General features: G+C 66.6%; 19 protein-coding genes. 3 read left to right on the plus strand and 16 right to left on the minus strand.

Features of this window, described 5'->3' with window-relative positions:
• Positions 1 to 19: 19 nt before the first annotated feature.
• The 8 genes from ACSFA5_RS11080 to lexA all read right to left on the minus strand — a co-directional run bounded on the left by ACSFA5_RS11080 (position 20) and on the right by lexA (position 7849).
• Positions 20 to 1108, minus strand: a complete 1089-nt coding sequence (locus tag ACSFA5_RS11080; RefSeq protein WP_435444046.1) for a phosphotransferase — start codon at positions 1106 to 1108, stop codon at positions 20 to 22.
• A 19-nt stretch (positions 1109 to 1127) separates the two neighbouring features.
• Positions 1128 to 1847 (minus strand): Crp/Fnr family transcriptional regulator, encoded by a 720-nt coding sequence (locus ACSFA5_RS11085; RefSeq protein WP_435444047.1) that lies wholly within the window; start codon positions 1845 to 1847, stop codon positions 1128 to 1130.
• Positions 1848 to 1908: 61 nt separating this feature from the next.
• A complete protein-coding gene (locus tag ACSFA5_RS11090; protein WP_435444048.1) occupies positions 1909 to 2688 on the minus strand; it encodes an oxepin-CoA hydrolase, alternative type in 780 nt (259 codons plus the stop codon).
• Positions 2689 to 2705: 17 nt separating this feature from the next.
• Positions 2706 to 4226 carry a 3-hydroxyacyl-CoA dehydrogenase gene (locus ACSFA5_RS11095; protein WP_435444049.1) on the minus strand — a complete coding sequence of 507 codons (1521 nt, stop codon included), beginning with the start codon at positions 4224 to 4226 and terminating at the stop codon, positions 2706 to 2708.
• A gap of 149 nt (positions 4227 to 4375) precedes the next feature.
• Positions 4376 to 5545 carry an MFS transporter gene (locus ACSFA5_RS11100; RefSeq protein ID WP_435444050.1) on the minus strand — a complete coding sequence of 390 codons (1170 nt, stop codon included), beginning with the start codon at positions 5543 to 5545 and terminating at the stop codon, positions 4376 to 4378.
• A complete protein-coding gene (locus ACSFA5_RS11105) occupies positions 5542 to 6549 on the minus strand; it encodes a D-2-hydroxyacid dehydrogenase family protein (RefSeq protein WP_435444051.1) in 1008 nt (335 codons plus the stop codon). The genes ACSFA5_RS11100 and ACSFA5_RS11105 overlap by 4 nt, the downstream gene beginning before the upstream one ends.
• A 101-nt stretch (positions 6550 to 6650) precedes the next feature.
• Positions 6651 to 7028, minus strand: a complete 378-nt coding sequence (locus ACSFA5_RS11110) for a hypothetical protein (protein WP_435444052.1) — start codon at positions 7026 to 7028, stop codon at positions 6651 to 6653.
• Positions 7029 to 7165: 137 nt separating this feature from the next.
• Positions 7166 to 7849: a transcriptional repressor LexA gene (lexA, locus tag ACSFA5_RS11115; protein WP_435436004.1), complete on the minus strand. Its 684-nt coding sequence runs from the start codon at positions 7847 to 7849 to the stop codon at positions 7166 to 7168.
• A gap of 73 nt (positions 7850 to 7922) precedes the next feature.
• Between lexA and ACSFA5_RS11120 the strand changes: the two genes are divergently transcribed.
• Positions 7923 to 8891, plus strand: a complete 969-nt coding sequence (locus ACSFA5_RS11120; protein WP_435444053.1) for an asparaginase — start codon at positions 7923 to 7925, stop codon at positions 8889 to 8891.
• Between the two features lie 46 nt (positions 8892 to 8937).
• Here ACSFA5_RS11120 and adk read toward each other — a convergent pair whose 3' ends face one another.
• The 6 genes from adk to ACSFA5_RS11150 all read right to left on the minus strand — a co-directional run bounded on the left by adk (position 8938) and on the right by ACSFA5_RS11150 (position 12797).
• Positions 8938 to 9594 (minus strand): adenylate kinase, encoded by a 657-nt coding sequence (gene adk / locus ACSFA5_RS11125; RefSeq protein WP_435444054.1) that lies wholly within the window; start codon positions 9592 to 9594, stop codon positions 8938 to 8940.
• Positions 9595 to 9730: 136 nt separating this feature from the next.
• Positions 9731 to 10504 (minus strand): 3-deoxy-manno-octulosonate cytidylyltransferase, encoded by a 774-nt coding sequence (kdsB, locus tag ACSFA5_RS11130; protein WP_435444055.1) that lies wholly within the window; start codon positions 10502 to 10504, stop codon positions 9731 to 9733.
• The gene (locus tag ACSFA5_RS11135; RefSeq protein WP_007836935.1) at positions 10501 to 10683 is read right to left on the minus strand and encodes a Trm112 family protein; all 183 of its coding nucleotides are present in this window, start codon (positions 10681 to 10683) and stop codon (positions 10501 to 10503) included. The genes kdsB and ACSFA5_RS11135 overlap by 4 nt, the downstream gene beginning before the upstream one ends.
• Positions 10664 to 11692 (minus strand): tetraacyldisaccharide 4'-kinase, encoded by a 1029-nt coding sequence (gene lpxK / locus ACSFA5_RS11140; RefSeq protein WP_435444056.1) that lies wholly within the window; start codon positions 11690 to 11692, stop codon positions 10664 to 10666. Before lpxK ends, ACSFA5_RS11135 begins: the two co-directional genes overlap by 20 nt.
• Positions 11693 to 12118 (minus strand): ExbD/TolR family protein, encoded by a 426-nt coding sequence (locus ACSFA5_RS11145; RefSeq protein ID WP_435444100.1) that lies wholly within the window; start codon positions 12116 to 12118, stop codon positions 11693 to 11695. It lies immediately after the preceding gene.
• A gap of 46 nt (positions 12119 to 12164) precedes the next feature.
• Positions 12165 to 12797, minus strand: a complete 633-nt coding sequence (locus tag ACSFA5_RS11150; protein ID WP_435444057.1) for a MotA/TolQ/ExbB proton channel family protein — start codon at positions 12795 to 12797, stop codon at positions 12165 to 12167.
• Positions 12798 to 13110: 313 nt separating this feature from the next.
• On the opposite strand from ACSFA5_RS11150, the gene xseA reads away from it, so the two are divergent.
• Both xseA and ACSFA5_RS11160 read left to right on the plus strand, forming a co-directional pair.
• The gene (gene xseA / locus ACSFA5_RS11155; protein ID WP_435444101.1) at positions 13111 to 14424 is read left to right on the plus strand and encodes an exodeoxyribonuclease VII large subunit; all 1314 of its coding nucleotides are present in this window, start codon (positions 13111 to 13113) and stop codon (positions 14422 to 14424) included.
• Between the two features lie 49 nt (positions 14425 to 14473).
• Positions 14474 to 15055 (plus strand): superoxide dismutase, encoded by a 582-nt coding sequence (locus ACSFA5_RS11160; RefSeq protein WP_435444058.1) that lies wholly within the window; start codon positions 14474 to 14476, stop codon positions 15053 to 15055.
• A 68-nt stretch (positions 15056 to 15123) separates the two neighbouring features.
• Here ACSFA5_RS11160 and ACSFA5_RS11165 read toward each other — a convergent pair whose 3' ends face one another.
• Both ACSFA5_RS11165 and ACSFA5_RS11170 read right to left on the minus strand, forming a co-directional pair.
• Complete coding sequence (locus ACSFA5_RS11165; protein WP_435444059.1) at positions 15124 to 15582, minus strand: DUF192 domain-containing protein; 459 nt, start codon at positions 15580 to 15582, stop codon at positions 15124 to 15126.
• 97 nt (positions 15583 to 15679) lie between these two features.
• Positions 15680 to 15877, minus strand: coding sequence for a hypothetical protein (locus tag ACSFA5_RS11170; protein WP_435444060.1), 198 nt, complete (start codon positions 15875 to 15877; stop codon positions 15680 to 15682).
• Positions 15878 to 16119 lie beyond the last annotated feature (242 nt).

A 16119-nucleotide genomic window follows, 5' to 3' on the forward strand; every position in this document is an offset into this window, starting at 1 on the left:
GGGAAGGCCGTTGAAGCCGTTACGCCTTTTGAGCGAACTGCCAGGCCATTTCGGCCATGGGGCGCGCGCCGCGACCGGAGGCCACGGCTTGCTCGCTCGATGCGGTGCCTGCCTCGACCCGCTTGGCAATGCCTTGCAGGATCGCGGCCATGCGAAACAGGTTGTAGGCCTGGTAGAAGTTCCAGTCGGGTGCCAGCGCCTCGGGCGTGGTGAGGCCCGTGCGCTCGCAGTACCTGCGGATGTATTCGCTCTCGGTCGGAATGCCCAGGCTCTTGTGGTCCAGGCCACCGATGCCGCGGAAGGTCTCGCCCGAGATGTGCCACGACATGCAGTGGTAGCTGAAGTCGGCCAGCGGATGGCCCAGGGTGGACAGCTCCCAGTCGAGCACGGCGATGGCGCGCGGCTCGGTGGCGTGGAACATGATGTTGTCGAGCCGGAAGTCGCCGTGCACGATCGACACCATCGACTCGTCGCGCGCGCTCGCGGGCATGTGGGCGGGCAGCCATTCCATCAGCTTGTCCATCTCGGGAATGGGTTGGGTGACGGAGGCCACGTACTGCTTGCTCCAGCGGCCGATCTGGCGCTCGAAGTAGTTGCCCGGCTTGCCGTAGTCGGCCAGGCCGCGCTCGGCGAATTTCACCGTGTGCAGCGCGGCGATCACGCGGTTCATCTCGTCGTAGATGGCGGCGCGCTCGGCGTTGCTCATGCCGGGCAGCGACTGGTCCCAGAGCACGCGGCCCTGCATGAATTCCATGACGTAGAAGGCGCGGCCGATGACGCCCTCGTCCTCGCACAGGCAGTGCATGCGCGGCACGGGCACGTCGGTGCCGGCGAGGCCGCGCATGACCTTGAATTCGCGCTCCACCGCATGGGCCGAGGGCAGCAGCTTGGCGACCGGGCCCGGCTTGGCGCGCATCACGTAGCTTTGCGACGGCGTGACGAGCTTGTAGGTCGGGTTCGACTGGCCACCCTTGAACATCTCGACGCTCAGCGGACCCTGGAATCCGTCGAGGTTCTTCTCGAGCCAGGCGGCAAGCGCGTCGACATCGAAGGCATGCTGTTGCGAGACGGCACGGGTGCCGATGAAGTTGGAGAAGTCCTGGCTCATGTCGGTTTTGTCTTGCGTTCTAGTTTTCAGCTTCGGAGACGCGCATCAGCGCCGCGCGGTCCAGGATCACAAGGCCGCTGGTCTCGATGCGGATGGTGCCCTCGCGCTCCATGGTCTTGAGCTCCTGGTTGACCCGCTGGCGCGAAGCGCCGAGCAGTTGCGCCAGCTCTTCCTGCGCCAGCTGCAGGCCGATGCGCGTCTGGCTGCCGTCCTCCAGGCTGGGTACGCCGTAGCTGCGTACCAGGTGGATGAGCTGCTTGGCCAGCCGTGCCCGCAGGGGCAGGGTGTTCAAGTCTTCCACCAGCCCGAACAGCGTGCGGATGCGGCGCGCCTGCAGCCGCATCAGCGCTTCGTACAGCTCCACGTGCGACGCCAGAATCTTCTGGAAGTCCGCGCGTGCCACGCACAGGATCGTGCTGTCGCCGTGCGAGTAGCTGTCGTGCGTGCGCCTGTCCCCGTCGAACATCGCCACGTCGCCGAACCAAATGCCCGGCTCCACGTAGGTCAGCGTCACCTGCTTGCCCGAGACGGCCGTCGAGCTCACGCGGACCGCGCCCCTGGCGCAGGCGATCCAGTGTTCGGGCGGGTCGCCGCGGGCAGCGATCAGGTCGCCGTCCTTGAAGCGTTTGACGAAAGCACATCGGAGGATGTCGTGCCGTAGCGATGGGGATAGGGAAGAAAACCAGCGACCACTGTTGATCGCTTCACGTTCTTCGATAGTAAGAATGGGGTCGTCCATTGGTCTGTCCTCTCGGCGACTGAAAAGGCGGGGGGTGTCACGGGAGCGACGCAGCGCTGCGTCACTCGTACCGGGGTGGTTTCTTGTCGAGGAACGCGGCAATGCCGATACCGGCGTTCGCATGGTGGAGGTTGCGCACGAAGTGGTCGCGCTCCTGCGAGAGCTGCGACGCCAGCGTGGCGCCGCGCGCGTCGCTCAGCAGCTCCTTGATGCTGGCCAGCGAGTTCGGCGCGCGTGCGTTGAGCTTCGTGGCCAGGGCCAGTGCACCCGCCAGCGCCTGCCCGCTTTCCGTGAGCTCGTTGACCAGGCCGTGCGCATGCAGGCGCGCCGCATCGATGCGCTCGCCGTTCATGAGCCATTCGCTCGCCAGCTGGCGCGGCAGCTGCCGCCCCAGGTGCCAGCTCAGGCCGCCGTCGGGCGACAGCGCCACGTTGCTGTATGAGGCCGCGAACACCGCGTCGCGCGCCGCCACCACGAAGTCGCAGGCCAGGGCGAGCGAAAAGCCCGCGCCGGCCGCCGCGCCTTCTACCGCCGCGATGATCGGCTTGGGGAAGGTGCGGATCGAATCGATCCAGTTGTGCAGGCCCTCGATGCTCTCGGCCTGCACCGAGCGGTCGAGCTGGCGGTTGGCCAGAAGCCGCTGCAGCGAGCCGCCAGCGCAGAACCAGGCGCCTTCGCCCACGATGACCACGCTGCGGATCTCGCTGCTGCCCTCGGCGCCGTTGAGCGCCTCGATGCCCGCGGCGTAGATCTCGGGGCCCAGTGCGTTGCGCTGGGCGGGGTTGGCGATCGTCAGCACCATGGTGCTGCCTTCGCTGGTGCTCTTGAGTTCGGCGGTCATTGCGTGTCTCCGGCTTCTTATTCTTCTTCGTGCAGCAGGCTCAGGCCCAGCGCACCGCGGCGGCGCAGCCACGGGCTCGGGCGATAGCGCGGATCGCCGTACACGGTCTGCAGGTTGAACAGCACCTCGAGCATGTTGGTCGGGCCGTAGAGGTTGCCCATGGCGAGCGGGCCGCGCGGGTAGCCCAGGCCCAGCTGCACGGCGGTCTCCAGGTCGGCCGGCGTGCACACGCGCTGCTGGCACATGTCCGCCGCGATGTTGACGATGGCGCCGACCACGCGCTGCGTGACGAAGCCGCCGCTGTCGCGGATCACGCTCACGGCCTTGCCGTCGCGCGCGAACAGGGCGTGCGCGGTCTCGCGCATGTCGCGGCGCGTTGCCGGGTTGGTGGCGAGCACGCGGCGCCTGGTGGCCGCGTCGTCGATCAGCATGTCGATGCCGACGGTGCGCGTGGCGTCCAGGCGCTCGACCGCGGCGACCGTGGTCACGTCGAAACCCAAGGGGGCCACGAGGATCAGCGAATGCGCGGCCGGCGCGGTGCCGCTGTCGATCTGCGCGCCCAGCGTGTTCACGAGGCGCAACAGCTCGGCGCGGCGCGCGGCACGGGGCGACACCCAGACCGAGGGCGTGCCTTCGACCACCGGGGGCGGGGCCTCGGGCGTCTGCTGCATCACACCGTCGGTGTAGCGGTAGAAGCCTTCGCCTGTCTTGCGGCCCAGCACGCCGGCGGCCAGGCGCTGCGCGGTGATCACGCTCGGGCGGAAGCGCGGCTCTTCGAAGTACTGGTGGTAGATCGATTCCATCACCGGATGCGACACGTCGAGCGCGGTCAGGTCCAGCAGCTCGAACGGGCCGAGGCGAAAGCCCGCCTGGTCTTTCAGGATGCGGTCGATGGTCGCGAAGTCGGCCACGCCTTCGCCGACGATGCGCAGCGCCTCGGTGCCGTAGCCGCGGCCGGCGTGGTTCACGATGAAGCCGGGGGTGTCCTGCGCCTGCACGGCGCTGTGGCCCATCTGCCTGGCGTAGCCGGCCAGTTGCGCGCACACCTCGGACGAGGTCTTGAAGCCCGCCACCACTTCGACCACCTTCATCAGGGGCACGGGGTTGAAGAAGTGGAAGCCCGCGAAGCGCTCGGGGCGCTGGAGCCCGGCGGCGATGGCGGTTACGGAGAGCGACGAGGTGTTGGTGACCAGCGTGGCGGTGTCGGCGACCACACCTTCGAGTTCGCGAAACAGCTTGCGCTTGACCTCGAGGTCTTCGACCACCGCCTCGACCACCAAGTCGCAGCCGGCCAGCGCCTGGACTGCATCGACGGCCTTCACACGGGCGATGTACGCATCGCGCGTGGCGGCATCGATCTTGTTTTTTTCGTGCAGCTTGTTCCACTGGGCGACGAGGGCTTCGCGCCCGCGCTCGGCGGCGCCTGCGAAGCTGTCGAGCAACAGCACGTCGCTGCCTGCCTGGGCGGCAATCTGCGCGATGCCGCGACCCATGGCCCCGGCGCCGACGACGCCGATTCGGGTGTAGTTCACTGTCATTTGCTGGAAATCTTCAATGGTTGGATGGGTTCCGGGCCTGCCGCGCAGGCGATGGGGCAGGTGCCGCGGGCATGCTGTCGAAGGCTCCGATTTTGCAGCGCCGCGTGCACGGGGCGTGACGGGTTTTACGCGGGGGCCGGTTTTGGCCGTCAAGCCGGCCGGCCGCTGCGGTCGATGGCCACGCTCAGCACCATGGCCACCAGCAGCACCGCGAGGCCGAGCCAGCTCATCCAGGCCGCCGCGTTGTTGGCCAGCAGCCAGCCGCCGAGTGCCGCGCCCACCGCCTGGCCGGTGTAGATGCCCGAGCTGTTCAGGGCCACCGAGCCCGGCGCGAGGGCCGGCGCAAGGCCCACCAGGCGCGCCTGCTGGGCCGAATTGGTCGCGAAGCAGCCCAGACCCCAGGGCACCAGCACCACGGCCAGCCAGGCGAGCGTGGAAGCCAGCGGCCACAGCAGCAGGGTCAGGGCGATCAACGCGCTGGTGATCAGCACCATGCGCCCAGCGCCGACACGGTCGATGTAGCGGCTGACCACCATGTTGCCGATCAGGCCGAACGCGCCGAACAGCGCCCAGATGATGCTGAGCGCGGTCGCGTCGGCCCCGTAGCTCTGCTTGAGGATCGGGCCGAAATAGCTGGACAGCACGAACTGGCCCGCGCCCTGCAGCGCCGTGACCGAGACGATGCCCATCAGCACCGGGCTGCGCAGCACACGCGACCAGGCCGCCGCCGTCAGCACCGCGGGACGGATGCCGTTCGGCAAGGTCAGCCAGATCGATGCGGCGCTCGCGACACTGAGCGCGGCAATTGCCATGAAGGCCATGCGCCAGCCCAGATGGCCGCCGATCAACGCGCCGATGGGCAGGCCCAGCACCGAGGCCATGGACCAGCCCAGAAAGACGAAGGTGACGGCGCGCCCGCGCTGCTCCGCCGGCACCAGCAGGCCGACGCACGCCGCGGCCTGCGGGGTGAAGATGGCCGGCGCGATGACCGTGAGCATGCGCACCGGCAGCAAGGCGCCGAAGCTCGGCATCCAAGCCGCGATCAGGTGCCCGGCGGCATACCAGAGCATGGTGAGGGCCAGCAGCCGGCGGCGGTCCCAGCCCGCTACAGCGGCGGCCAGCAGCGGCGCGCCGATGCACATCACCACCGCGGCAGCCGTGATCAATTGCCCTGCGGTGGCGACGCCGACGGACAGCGACATGCTGATTTCATTGAGCGTGCCCGGCACCACCATCACGCCGGTGCCGATCACGAAATTGCCGGCAAGCAGCGCCCAGAGCGCGCGTTGCGACGCACGCTGCGGCGCGGCCAGGCTCACCGGCGGACCTGCAGCGCGCCCGGGTTCACGATGTTCGTGGGATTGCCGTTGATGTAGCTCACGACGTTGTCGAACGCCTGGCCAAAGTAGCTCTCGTAGCTTTCCTGCTCCACGTAGCCGATGTGCGGCGTGCAGATGCAGTTTTCCAGCCGCAGCAGCGCGTGGCCCTGCAGCGGCGGTTCGCTCTCGAACACGTCGATGGCGGCCAGCCCCGGGCGGCCGCGGTTGAGCGCGGCGAGCAAGGCGTCGGCTTCGACCAGTTCGGCGCGCGAGGTGTTGACGAACAGCGCCGTCGGTTTCATGCGGGACAGGTCTTCCAGTGTGATGAGCCCGTTGGTTTCTTCGTTGAGCCGCAGATGCACCGACAGCACGTCGGCGGCGGCAAAGAATTCGTGGCGGTTCTGCGCGACCTGGAAGCCGTCGGAACGGGCCTTGGCGCAGCTGGCTTCACGCCCCCAGATCACGACCTGCATGCCGAAAGCCTGCCCGTAGCGCGCCACGAGTTGGCCGATGCGGCCATAGCCCCAGATGCACAGCGTCTTGCCCTTGAGCACCGAGCCGAGTCCGAAGTTGGGCGGCATCGACGCCGACTTGAGCCCGGATTGCTGCCACGCGCCGTGCTTGAGGTTGCTGATGTACTGCGGCAGCCTGCGCATGGCGGCCATGATGAGCGCCCAGGTGAGCTCGGCGGGCGCCTGCGGAGAGCCCGAGCCCTCTGCCACCGCCACGCCGCGCTCGGTACAGGCCGCCACGTCGATGTGGCCGGCGACGCGCCCGGTCTGCGAAATGAGCTTGAGCTTGGGCAGCTTTTCGATGAGCTGGCGAGAAATCTGGGAGCGCTCGCGAATCAGCACGATCACGTCGGCGTCCTTGAGGCGGACCGACAACTGCCCGATGCCTTTCACCGTGTTGGTGTAGACCTTGGCCGCGTACGCGTCCAGCTTGGCGGCGCAGCGCAACTTGCGCACCGCGTCCTGGTAGTCGTCGAGGATCACAATGTTCATGGCGTGCCATTGTGCCTCGCAGCATCGGCATGTCGCACCGGTGAACGTTTGGATACCCAGCCCCGGGGCGGCTTCCAAGCCACGCCCGGGGAGTGTTCGCCTCAGTGCAGGCGCGTCGATCGGTGGACCGTGGCCAGGGTTTCGGCGGCTTCGATGGCGGCCAGCCGGTCGAGCTCGTCGCACACGTCGGCCATGCGCCCGGAGATCACGACGCGGTTATTGCGCTGCTGGCCTTTGCCGTCGACCACGCGAACCACGCGCAGGGGGCGTGCAGGGGCCGTGGCGACCTCGGGCGCCGAAGCGTTGCTGCCGGCGCGGGTGGTGCAAGCGGGGCGCACGGCGACGTAGCGCAATCCGGCGGACGTGTCGTTGGGGTCGAGTCGGTCCCTGGCGTGGGGCCGGCGCGCCGGAATCAGGCGGTTGGCCAGCGATTGCAGCGGCATCCAGAAATCAGCGATGGCGAGGAGGGCGATTCCCATGTGAACTCCAAAAAAGTATGAGGTTGAACACAGGCAGGATTTCTTGAATCGGCCGCGACAGGGTGATGGCGACCTTGCGCCATACGCCCGCCACCTGTCGCGGCCGGATGAGGTGCTGCTGTCAGCAGGCCATGGGCCTACATGAGCATGGTGTTGCGGATGAGCCCGACCGCGAGGCCTTCGATTTCGAAGGGCTCTCCCGGCTGCACGATGATGGTCGGGTAGTCGGGGTTTTCGGCGTGGAGCTCGATGACCTGCTTGTTGCGCTTCAGGCGCTTGACGGTCACCTCTTCGCCCAGTCGCGCAACCACGATCTGCCCATTGCGCGCTTCCTTGGTGGCCTGAACGGCGAGCAGGTCGCCGTCCATGATGCCGGCGTCGCGCATCGACATGCCGCGCACCTTCAGCAGGTAGTCGGGCTGGCGCTGGAACAGCGTGTTCTCGACGTAGTAGGTCTGGTCGACATGCTCTTGCGCCAGGATGGGCGAGCCAGCCGCGACACGACCGATGAGCGGCAGCGCCAACTGGGCCATGCCGGGCAGCGAGAGCGAGAACTGGCCGCCTTCGCGGTGGCGCGTTTCGTTGAGCGAACGCAGGGCGTCGCCCTTGAGGCGGATGCCGCGCGAGGTGCCGCTGACGAGTTCGATCACGCCCTTGCGGGCCAGCGCCTGAAGGTGTTCTTCGGCGGCATTGGCCGACTTGAACCCCAGTTCATTGGCGATTTCGGCGCGCGTGGGCGGCGCGCCGGTGCGTGCGATGGCGCTCTGGATCAAGTCCAGGATCTGCTGCTGGCGGGCTGTAAGCTTCACGGCGAACTGCATATGTGGTTCCTTGCGGCACTGGGTAGATATCCAGTAGCTGTATTTTTAACCAGTTTTTAGAAGTTGACAAGTCATGGTCAATTCCCTTTCGTCCGAACTGCGTCGTGTGGTGGTCCTGGGCACCGGCGGCACCATTGCCGGCAAGGCCGCCAGCAGCGGCGACAACATCGGCTACACCGCCGGGCAGGTCGGCGTGGCGGACCTGCTGGGCGGCATCGCGCCCGCCGGCGTGACGCTGGTGGCGGAGCAGGTGGCGCAACTCGACAGCAAGGACATGTCCTTCGAGGTGTGGCAGAAGCTGGCGCAACGCTGCGCGCATTGGCTCGCGCAGCCGGACGTGGCGGGCATCGTGATCACGCACGGCACGGACACGCTCGAGGAAACTGCCTTCTTCCTGCACACCGTGCTGGCTGCGACCAAGCCCGTGGTGCTGACCTGCGCGATGCGACCCGCGACTGCGCTGGCGCCTGATGGACCCCAGAATGTCCGGGACGCCATCGGCGTTGCTGCCACGGCAGGCGCGCGGGGCGTGACAGCGGTGTGCGCTGGAACCATCCACAGCGGTTTGGACATCCAGAAGACCCACACCTACCGGCTCGATGCCTTTGCGTCAGGCGATGCCGGGCCGGTGGGCTATGTGGAGGAAGGCGAAGTGCGCCTGGTCCGGGGATGGCCCGAAGCTGCTGCGTCGCACACGGCGAAGGTCGTCAATGAAGGCGCATTGCAATGGCCGCGCGTCGAGATCGTCATGAGCCATGCGGGCGCCAGCGGGGCGCTGGTCGATGCGCTCGTTCTGTCCGGTGGCTCGGCGAGTGCCGCGCCGCTGCGAGGACTGGTGCTGGCAGCGACTGGCAACGGCACGTTGCACCATGCGCTCGAAAAAGCCGCGCTGAAGGCTGAGTCCGAAGGTGTGGCGGTGATTCGCGCGACGCGATGCGCGAATGGGCGCATCCTTCCGACGGGAGGCGAGCAGTTGCGCGACGCGGGCGCGTGGACTCCAGTAAAGGCGCGCATCGCGCTGATGCTGGAACTGCTCGGGTAAGGAAGAAGAAGCCGCCCTGTGCAAATGGCCGAGGGCGGCTGCGAAATCAGCTGCTCAGTGCGGCCAGAGCGCGCTGGGTGATTTCATCGACTGTGCCCACGCCCTTGATGGCGCGGTACTTCGGCGAGGCGGCGGGGTCGGCCTTGGCCCATGCCGAGTAGTAGTCGACCAGCGGGCGCGTCTGCTGGCTGTATACGTCCAGCCGCTTGCCCACGGTTTCTTCCTTGTCGTCCTCGCGCTGGATCAGGTCTTCACCCGTGACGTCGTCCTTGCCTTCCACCTTGGGCGGGTTGAACTTGACGTGGTAGGTGCGGCCCGAGGCCGGGTGCGAACGGCGCCCGCTCATGCGTTCGATGATGTCGCTGAAGGGCACGTCGATCTCAAGCACGTAGTCGAGTTTGACGCCGGCTGCCTTCATGGCGTCGGCCTGGGGAATGGTGCGCGGGAAGCCGTCGAACAGAAATCCGCTGGCGCAGTCGGCCTGCGCAATGCGTTCCTTCACCAGATTGATGATCAGGTCATCGCTGACCAGAGCGCCCGCGTCCATGATGGCCTTGGCCTGCTGCCCCAGCGGCGTACCGGCCTTGACGGCGGCGCGCAGCATGTCGCCGGTCGAGATTTGGGGAATGCTGTATTTCTGGCAAATGAAGGCCGCTTGCGTGCCTTTGCCCGCCCCGGGCGCGCCCAGCAAAATTAGTCTCATGGTGTCCTCGGACGGTTCTTAGATTTTGTGTCGCACCAAGCATTGGCCCGAGGGCTGGGCAAGGCGGAATTGCTTCGAGGATAGCATGCGTGCCCCCGGAGAAATCCCCGCGTTTCCCGCCGGTGGGGCGGTCTTCTCAGGCCGTGCGGCCGGAGGCAAAGACCGCGCGCACCCGTGCGAGGTCTTCAGGCGTGTCGATGCCCGGGCCGGGTGCCACGTGGCTCACATGCACCGCAATGCGGTGCCCGTGCCACAGTGCGCGCAGTTGTTCCAGCGCCTCGGTTGCCTCGACGGGGGCGGGCGGCAGCAAAGGAAACTTGCGCACGAAGCCCGCGCGGTAGCCATAGATGCCGATGTGCCGCAACGGTGCGGGCGTGGGCAGCACGCTCGGCGCCGCGCCGTTGGCGGAGCCGTCGCGCCACCATGGAATGGGCGCGCGGCTGAAGTACATGGCGTTGCCTTGCGCATCGAGCACGGCCTTCACCACGTTTGGATTCATGAAATCGGCGATCGAATCGATCACGTGGGCCGCGGTACTCATGTCGGCTTCCGCGTGGCTGGCGAGCGTGGACGCCACGGCGTCGATCAGCGCAGGATCGATCAGCGGTTCGTCTCCCTGGACGTTCACCACGATGTCGTTGCCGTCCAGGCCCAGTTGTTCGCAGGCTTCGGCCAGCCGGTCGGTGCCGCTGGCGTGGTCTTGCCTGGTCAGGATGGCCTCGACGCCATGCGCCTTGCACGCCGAAACGATAGAGGCGTCGTCGCCGGCGACCACCACGCGCGAGGCGCCGGATTCGCTGGCGCGCCGGGCTACGCGCACCACCATGGGCACGCCGGCGATGTCGGCCAGGGGTTTGTTGGGAAGCCGTGTCGACGCCAGGCGCGCCGGCACCAGGACGGTGAAGCTCACAGCCCGAGCTCTTCGTCGGACAGCGTGCGGGCTTCGTTTTCGAGCAGTACCGGAATGCCGTCGCGCACCGGGTAGGCGAGGCGCGCGCTGCGCGAGCAGAGTTCCTGCTTCTCGGGGTTCCAGGTCAGCGGACCTTTGGTGACGGGGCAGACGAGCAGTTCAAGCAGCTTGGTATCCATCGAGCGATGATAGCTTTGCGTCGAGCGCGGTGAAGAATTCGGGGGAGGGCGCGAACACCAGCGGCACCGCCAGCGCATCGGGGGCTTTGCGCCACAGCTTGACGGCATCTTTTTCAGTGCAGACCAGGGTTCGTGCGTCTGCGGCCGGGCGCTGCCAATCTTCGAAGTCGTAGTGGTCCGGCAAGGGCACGGTCTCGGCGAGCGTGAGGCCGCGCGCGCGCAGCATGTCGAAGAAGGCCTCGGGCCTTGCAATGGCCGCCGTGGCAATCAAGGGCAAGCCGGCGAGCGTGCCCAATGGCACGCGCTTGCCGTCAAGGGTCAGGGCGTTCTGCGCGAGGTGGCGCGTGGCTGTGTAGCCCCCGGCGAAGGCCGGGTTTGCTCCGCTGTGCAACACCAGGTCGCAGGCGCGGGGCCAGGCTTCGCGCAATGGGCCGGCGGGCAATTGCCAGCCGTTGCCGATCCCTCGGTCGTCGAAAACGCAGATTTCGATGTCGCGCGCCAGCGCCAGGTGCTGCAGCCCGTCGTCGCTGACGATGACTTGCGTGGCAGGATGCCTGGCGAGCAATGCGCGCGCCGCTTCGACGCGCCTGCGCGCCACGAACACGGGCGCCTGGCTCGCGCGATGAATCAGCGCCGGCTCGTCGCCGACGTCCAGCGGGTCGCTGTCGCCGAGCACTTCACGGCAGTCGTCCGTGCGCCGGCCGTAGCCGCGCGACACCACGCCCACCACCAGCCCGCGCGCACGCAGGTGTTGCACCACGGCCATCACCACCGGCGTCTTGCCGGCTCCGCCTGCGATCACATTGCCGACCACGATCACCGGCACCGGCACGCGCTCGGTCCGCAGCCATCCGAAGCGATACAGCCAGCCCCTAGTGGCGAAGAGCGCCGCATACAGCAGCGACAGCGGCCACAACAGGCATGCCAAAGGGCCGCGCCGCAGCCACGCGACTTGCAGCCGCGAGGCCGAGGGTGCGCCGCTGCTGCCGCGGCCTTCGGAAGGAGGCACTCAGTGCCCGGCTTGCGCCGTCGACTGGGCGGCGAAGGTGATCTGCATCAGGCCGGCACGACGCGCGGCCTCCATGACCGTGACCACGGCCTGGTGCGGGCTGGTGGCGTCGGCGCTGATGATCACCACGCTGTCCTTGCCGCCGGTGGCCGCGGCGGCGAGTGCGGCGGCGACGGTCTCCACGCTGCGGTCGGGCAATGCGGTCTTGTTGACCGAGTAACGGCCGTCGGCCGACACGGCGACGATCACTTCCTTCGGATAGTCGCGCTGCGCGTCGACGTCCGCCGTCGGCAGCCGCAGCTGCATCTCCGTGAACTTGCTGTAGGTGGTCGAAAGCATCAGGAAGATCAGGATCACCAGCAGCACGTCGATGAACGGGATCAGGTTGATCTCCGGCTCGTCGCGCGCGCCGTGGCGGAACTGCATGCGGCCGCGGGTCATGGCGTGCCTCCGCCGGGCAGCGTGGCGATCATCATTTGCGCAGGGCGTTCAGGTGGCGGGCAAAGCGCTCGCCGGAGAGCTCCAGGTTCAGCAGGTATCCGTCGACGCGGCTGCGGAAGTAGCGCCAGAAGATCAACGTCGGAATGGCCACGATCAGGCCGAAGGCCGTGTTGTACAGCGCAATCGAGATGCCGTGCGCCAGTTGCGCCGGGTTGCCCGCGCCGACGGCTCCGCTGCCCGGCGATTGCGATCCGAAGATCTCGATCATGCCGATCACCGTGCCCAGCAGGCCCAGCAACGGGGCGGCCGAGGCGATGGTGGACAGGGCAGGGAGGTAGCGCTCCAGCTTGTGCGCCACGGTGCGGCCCGCGGCCTCCATGGCGGCGCGCAGGTCGTCTTCGGTGCAGCGCGGGTTGGCGTTGAGTGCGCGCAGGCCGGCCGCCAGAACCTGGCCGAGCATCGAGTTGCCTTCCAGCTTGGTCACCACGTCGGGCCCCGGAATGGCGGCGTGCGACACGGTGATGGTTTCGTCCAGCAGCTTGGGCGGAAACACCCTCACGGTCTTCAGACTCGTGAAACGTTCTATAACCAGCGCGAGCGCAATGACTGAACAGGCGAGCAAGGGCCAGATGGGCCAACCCGCGGCAACTATGATGGAAAACAAGAAAATCCTCCGGTCCGTAGACTGCAAATGCGCGGCGATTATCCACTGAGCCCACCATCGGCACGCGCCTTGTTTGGGTGTCGGCAGAGACGCACAGATTCTGTGGATAACTTTGTGACTAACCTGCTGCGTAACGCGTCCAAACCCGCATGGGGCGGCCTTTTCGCTGAAACGACTGAATTTTGAGCAGCACTTTTTTCAATGAAATCAATGGCTTGCACGAGGACTCGTGCGCCTGTTCCGGTGTGGAGGGCGCAGGCACGGGCCTCGCGGCATGTTGTGGAAGAGTGCCTTCGGGCCGCTCGTGCAGCGCATGAGCTTGCGTGACACGAATTCAGCGCCCGGCCCGCGCGTGTGGGCGGTCGGCGCCTTGTGCCGCGCTGTGGCCGACGCGCTCGACGCACGCTTCAACCCCGTCGCTGTTCGCGGCGAGATCTCCGGATTTTCACGAGCGTCCAGCGGACACTGTTATTTCTCGCTCAAGGACGAGTCCGGCCAGTTGCGCTGCGCGATGTTCCGCCGCGCGGCCGGCCTGCTCGACTTTTCGCCGCGCGACGGCGATCAGGTCGAGGTGCGTGGGCGTCTTGCGGTCTACGAGCCGCGCGGCGATCTGCAACTGGTGGTCGAAAGCCTGCGGCGTGCCGGACAGGGCGCCCTGTTCGAGCAGTTCATGCAGCGCAAGGCGCGGCTCGAGGCCGAAGGGCTGTTCGATCCGGCGCGCAAGCGGGCGTTGCCGGCCATGCCGCGTGCGGTCGGGGTCGTTACTTCGCTGGGCGCGGCGGCCCTGCACGACGTGATCACCGCGCTACGCCGGCGCGTTCCGCACATTCCGGTCGTGGTTGCGCCGGCTGCAGTGCAAGGGGTCAATGCACCGGCGGAACTTGTGCGGGCGTTGCAGTCGCTCTATGACCTGGAGCCCGCTGTCGACGTCATCCTGCTGGTGCGCGGCGGCGGCTCGATCGAGGACCTGTGGGCCTTCAACGACGAGGCCCTGGCACGCACGATCGTGCAAAGCCCGGTACCGCTCATCAGCGGAGTCGGACATGAAACCGACTTCACCATCGCCGATTTCTGTGCCGACCTGCGTGCGCCCACGCCCACGGCTGCGGCGGAACTTGTCAGCGCGCCGCGTGACCTTTGGCTCGGTGCGCTCGATCTGCTCGACGAGCGGCTGAGCGATGCACTGGGGGGGCGTCTCGATGCGCTCGGGCAGCGCCTGGACCAGGCGGCGGGACGCCTCGGCCGCCCCTCCAACCTGGTGGCACGCCAGCAGCTTCGCCTGGCGCACCATGCCCAGCGTCTCCAGTACGCGGTGCTGTCGAGGCGCGAACGCCTTGCGCAGGTGCCGCGTTCGATCGCGGCCGACTTTCCGTTGAAATTCGACCGCGCGCTGACTCAGCGTCGAGAGCGCCTCGAGCGCGTGGCCCTGCGCCTGCGGCTGCTCGATCCGTCGCTGGTCCTGCAACGCGGGTACGCCTGGCTCACGGACACCGAAGGTCATGCGATCGTCAGCGCGAAGCAACTGGCTCCCGGTGACACGGTCACGGCAAGGCTTGCCGACGGAGAGGTCGGCTTGACCGTCAAGCCGGTCGATGCATCGGGCACGCGTCCGACGCGGCCTCGATGATTAATTCCTAGAATCCGTGATTCCCCCAACCAACCCACGAGAAAAAACCATGGAACATGTGCTCCCACCCCTGCCGTACGCGCTCGACGCCCTGGCACCCGAGTATTCGAAGGAAACCCTCGAGTACCACTACGGCAAGCACCATAACGCTTACGTCGTGAACCTCAACAACCTGCAAAAGGGCACCGAGTTCGAAGCCCTGACGCTGGAAGAAATCGTGAAGAAGGCCAGCGGCGGCATCTACAACAACGCCGCGCAGATCTGGAACCACACCTTCTTCTGGAACTGCATGAAGCCGCAGGGCGGCGGTGCACCGACGGGCGCGCTGGCCGCGGCCATCGATGCCAAGTGGGGCAGCTACGACGCGTTCAAGGAAGCCTTCGTGAAGTCGGCCGTGGGCAACTTCGGTTCGGGCTGGACGTGGCTGGTGAAGAAGGCCGACGGTACGGTGGACATCGTGAACACCGGCGCCGCCGGCACGCCGCTGACGACCGCAGACACCGCGCTGCTGACCGTGGACGTCTGGGAACACGCCTACTACATCGACTACCGCAACCTGCGTCCGAAGTTCGTCGAGACCTTCCTGGCCAAGCTGGCCAACTGGGAGTTCGCGGCCAAGAACTTCGGCTAAGCCCGGATTTCACCAATGAGAAAGCCGACCGCGGGTCGGCTTTTTTGCGGGCTGAAGGCAGCGGATGCTCAGCGTTTGGTGGCTGAGAACAACTCGCCTCCGAGCTTGGCGCCCTTCTTGATGTTCTTCTTGGCGAACCAGCCCTGGTTCATCTCGAGCACGTAGCGCACTGGCTCCAATGAGCAATGCGAGTTCTCGGTCATGGGCTGCATGTCGACCAGGTTGACGATGCGGCCATCATCGGCAACGAAGGCCGCGGTCAGCGGCAGGATCGTGTTGCGCATCCAGAAGCACTGCGTGGCGGGTTGCTCGAACACAAAGATCATGCCTTCGGCCTGCGGCATTTCCTTGCGGAACATCAAGCCGATTTCACGCTGCTGCGGCGTTTGCGCGATCTGCGTGTCGATCTTGTACAGGCCGACCGACAGCTGCGTGCGGGGCAGGTCGGTCTGGGGTTGCTGCTGGGCGTGCGCCGTCATCATGAAGGACGCAGACACGAGAAGCAGGGCGGCAAGACGCTGGAACATCGGACAACTCTTTCAGGGCGGGATCAGGGTCCAGCCGTCATCAAAAAACCCAATAAAAATGCCCGCTGATGCGGGCATTGCCGGTGAGCGAGAAAGCTTACACCTTCTTGGCGGTGGCTGTGTGGGCCTTGGCCACGTGCCGAACCTTTTGCTTCTTGACCGCGACATGCTTCTTGGCAGACACGTGCTTGGCAACCTTGGGGGCGGCGGGAGCGGCGGTGGTCGGAGCAGCTTGTTGGGCGAAAGCACCGGCAGCGAAGAGACCGGCAACCAGGGCGGCGAGCAGCTTGTTCATGAAGAGATCCTTTGAAATTCGTTGATTTGGATTGCCCTTCCTGCGGAAGGTAGACATTCAACGGAGCCTGCCTCCGCCGGTTGACAGTTTTTTCTGCAATCAGGACGAAAAAAAAGCGCCCCGAACAGGCTGTGTAAATAGTCAGCCGGCCGCTTAGATCAAGATGCCCCGCAACAGCGGGGCATTTTTCATTGGGGCGCGAAGTGAAGAAGACAAGGGCCTCAGCCCCGCAGCGCCTGGTG

The sequence above is a fragment of the Variovorax monticola genome (genome assembly GCF_051216855.1).
In the GTDB taxonomy this organism is placed as follows: Bacteria; Pseudomonadota; Gammaproteobacteria; order Burkholderiales; family Burkholderiaceae_C; genus Variovorax.

Excerpts from the sequence above, each read along its gene's own strand:
- ACSFA5_RS11080 (WP_435444046.1), bottom strand. The coding sequence starts at position 1,108 with ATGAGCCAGGACTTCTCCAACTTCATCGGCACCCGTGCCGTCTCGCAA.
- ACSFA5_RS11085 (WP_435444047.1), bottom strand. The coding sequence starts at position 1,847 with ATGGACGACCCCATTCTTACTATCGAAGAACGTGAAGCGATCAACAGT.
- ACSFA5_RS11090 (WP_435444048.1), bottom strand. The coding sequence starts at position 2,688 with ATGACCGCCGAACTCAAGAGCACCAGCGAAGGCAGCACCATGGTGCTG.
- ACSFA5_RS11095 (WP_435444049.1), bottom strand. The coding sequence starts at position 4,226 with ATGACAGTGAACTACACCCGAATCGGCGTCGTCGGCGCCGGGGCCATG.
- ACSFA5_RS11105 (WP_435444051.1), bottom strand. The coding sequence starts at position 6,549 with ATGAACATTGTGATCCTCGACGACTACCAGGACGCGGTGCGCAAGTTG.
- ACSFA5_RS11110 (WP_435444052.1), bottom strand. The coding sequence starts at position 7,028 with ATGGGAATCGCCCTCCTCGCCATCGCTGATTTCTGGATGCCGCTGCAA.
- lexA (WP_435436004.1), bottom strand. The coding sequence starts at position 7,849 with ATGCAGTTCGCCGTGAAGCTTACAGCCCGCCAGCAGCAGATCCTGGAC.
- ACSFA5_RS11120 (WP_435444053.1), top strand. The coding sequence starts at position 7,923 with ATGGTCAATTCCCTTTCGTCCGAACTGCGTCGTGTGGTGGTCCTGGGC.
- adk (WP_435444054.1), bottom strand. The coding sequence starts at position 9,594 with ATGAGACTAATTTTGCTGGGCGCGCCCGGGGCGGGCAAAGGCACGCAA.
- ACSFA5_RS11135 (WP_007836935.1), bottom strand. The coding sequence starts at position 10,683 with ATGGATACCAAGCTGCTTGAACTGCTCGTCTGCCCCGTCACCAAAGGT.
- ACSFA5_RS11145 (WP_435444100.1), bottom strand. The coding sequence starts at position 12,118 with ATGCAGTTCCGCCACGGCGCGCGCGACGAGCCGGAGATCAACCTGATC.
- xseA (WP_435444101.1), top strand. The coding sequence starts at position 13,111 with ATGAGCTTGCGTGACACGAATTCAGCGCCCGGCCCGCGCGTGTGGGCG.
- ACSFA5_RS11160 (WP_435444058.1), top strand. The coding sequence starts at position 14,474 with ATGGAACATGTGCTCCCACCCCTGCCGTACGCGCTCGACGCCCTGGCA.
- ACSFA5_RS11165 (WP_435444059.1), bottom strand. The coding sequence starts at position 15,582 with ATGTTCCAGCGTCTTGCCGCCCTGCTTCTCGTGTCTGCGTCCTTCATG.
- ACSFA5_RS11170 (WP_435444060.1), bottom strand. The coding sequence starts at position 15,877 with ATGAACAAGCTGCTCGCCGCCCTGGTTGCCGGTCTCTTCGCTGCCGGT.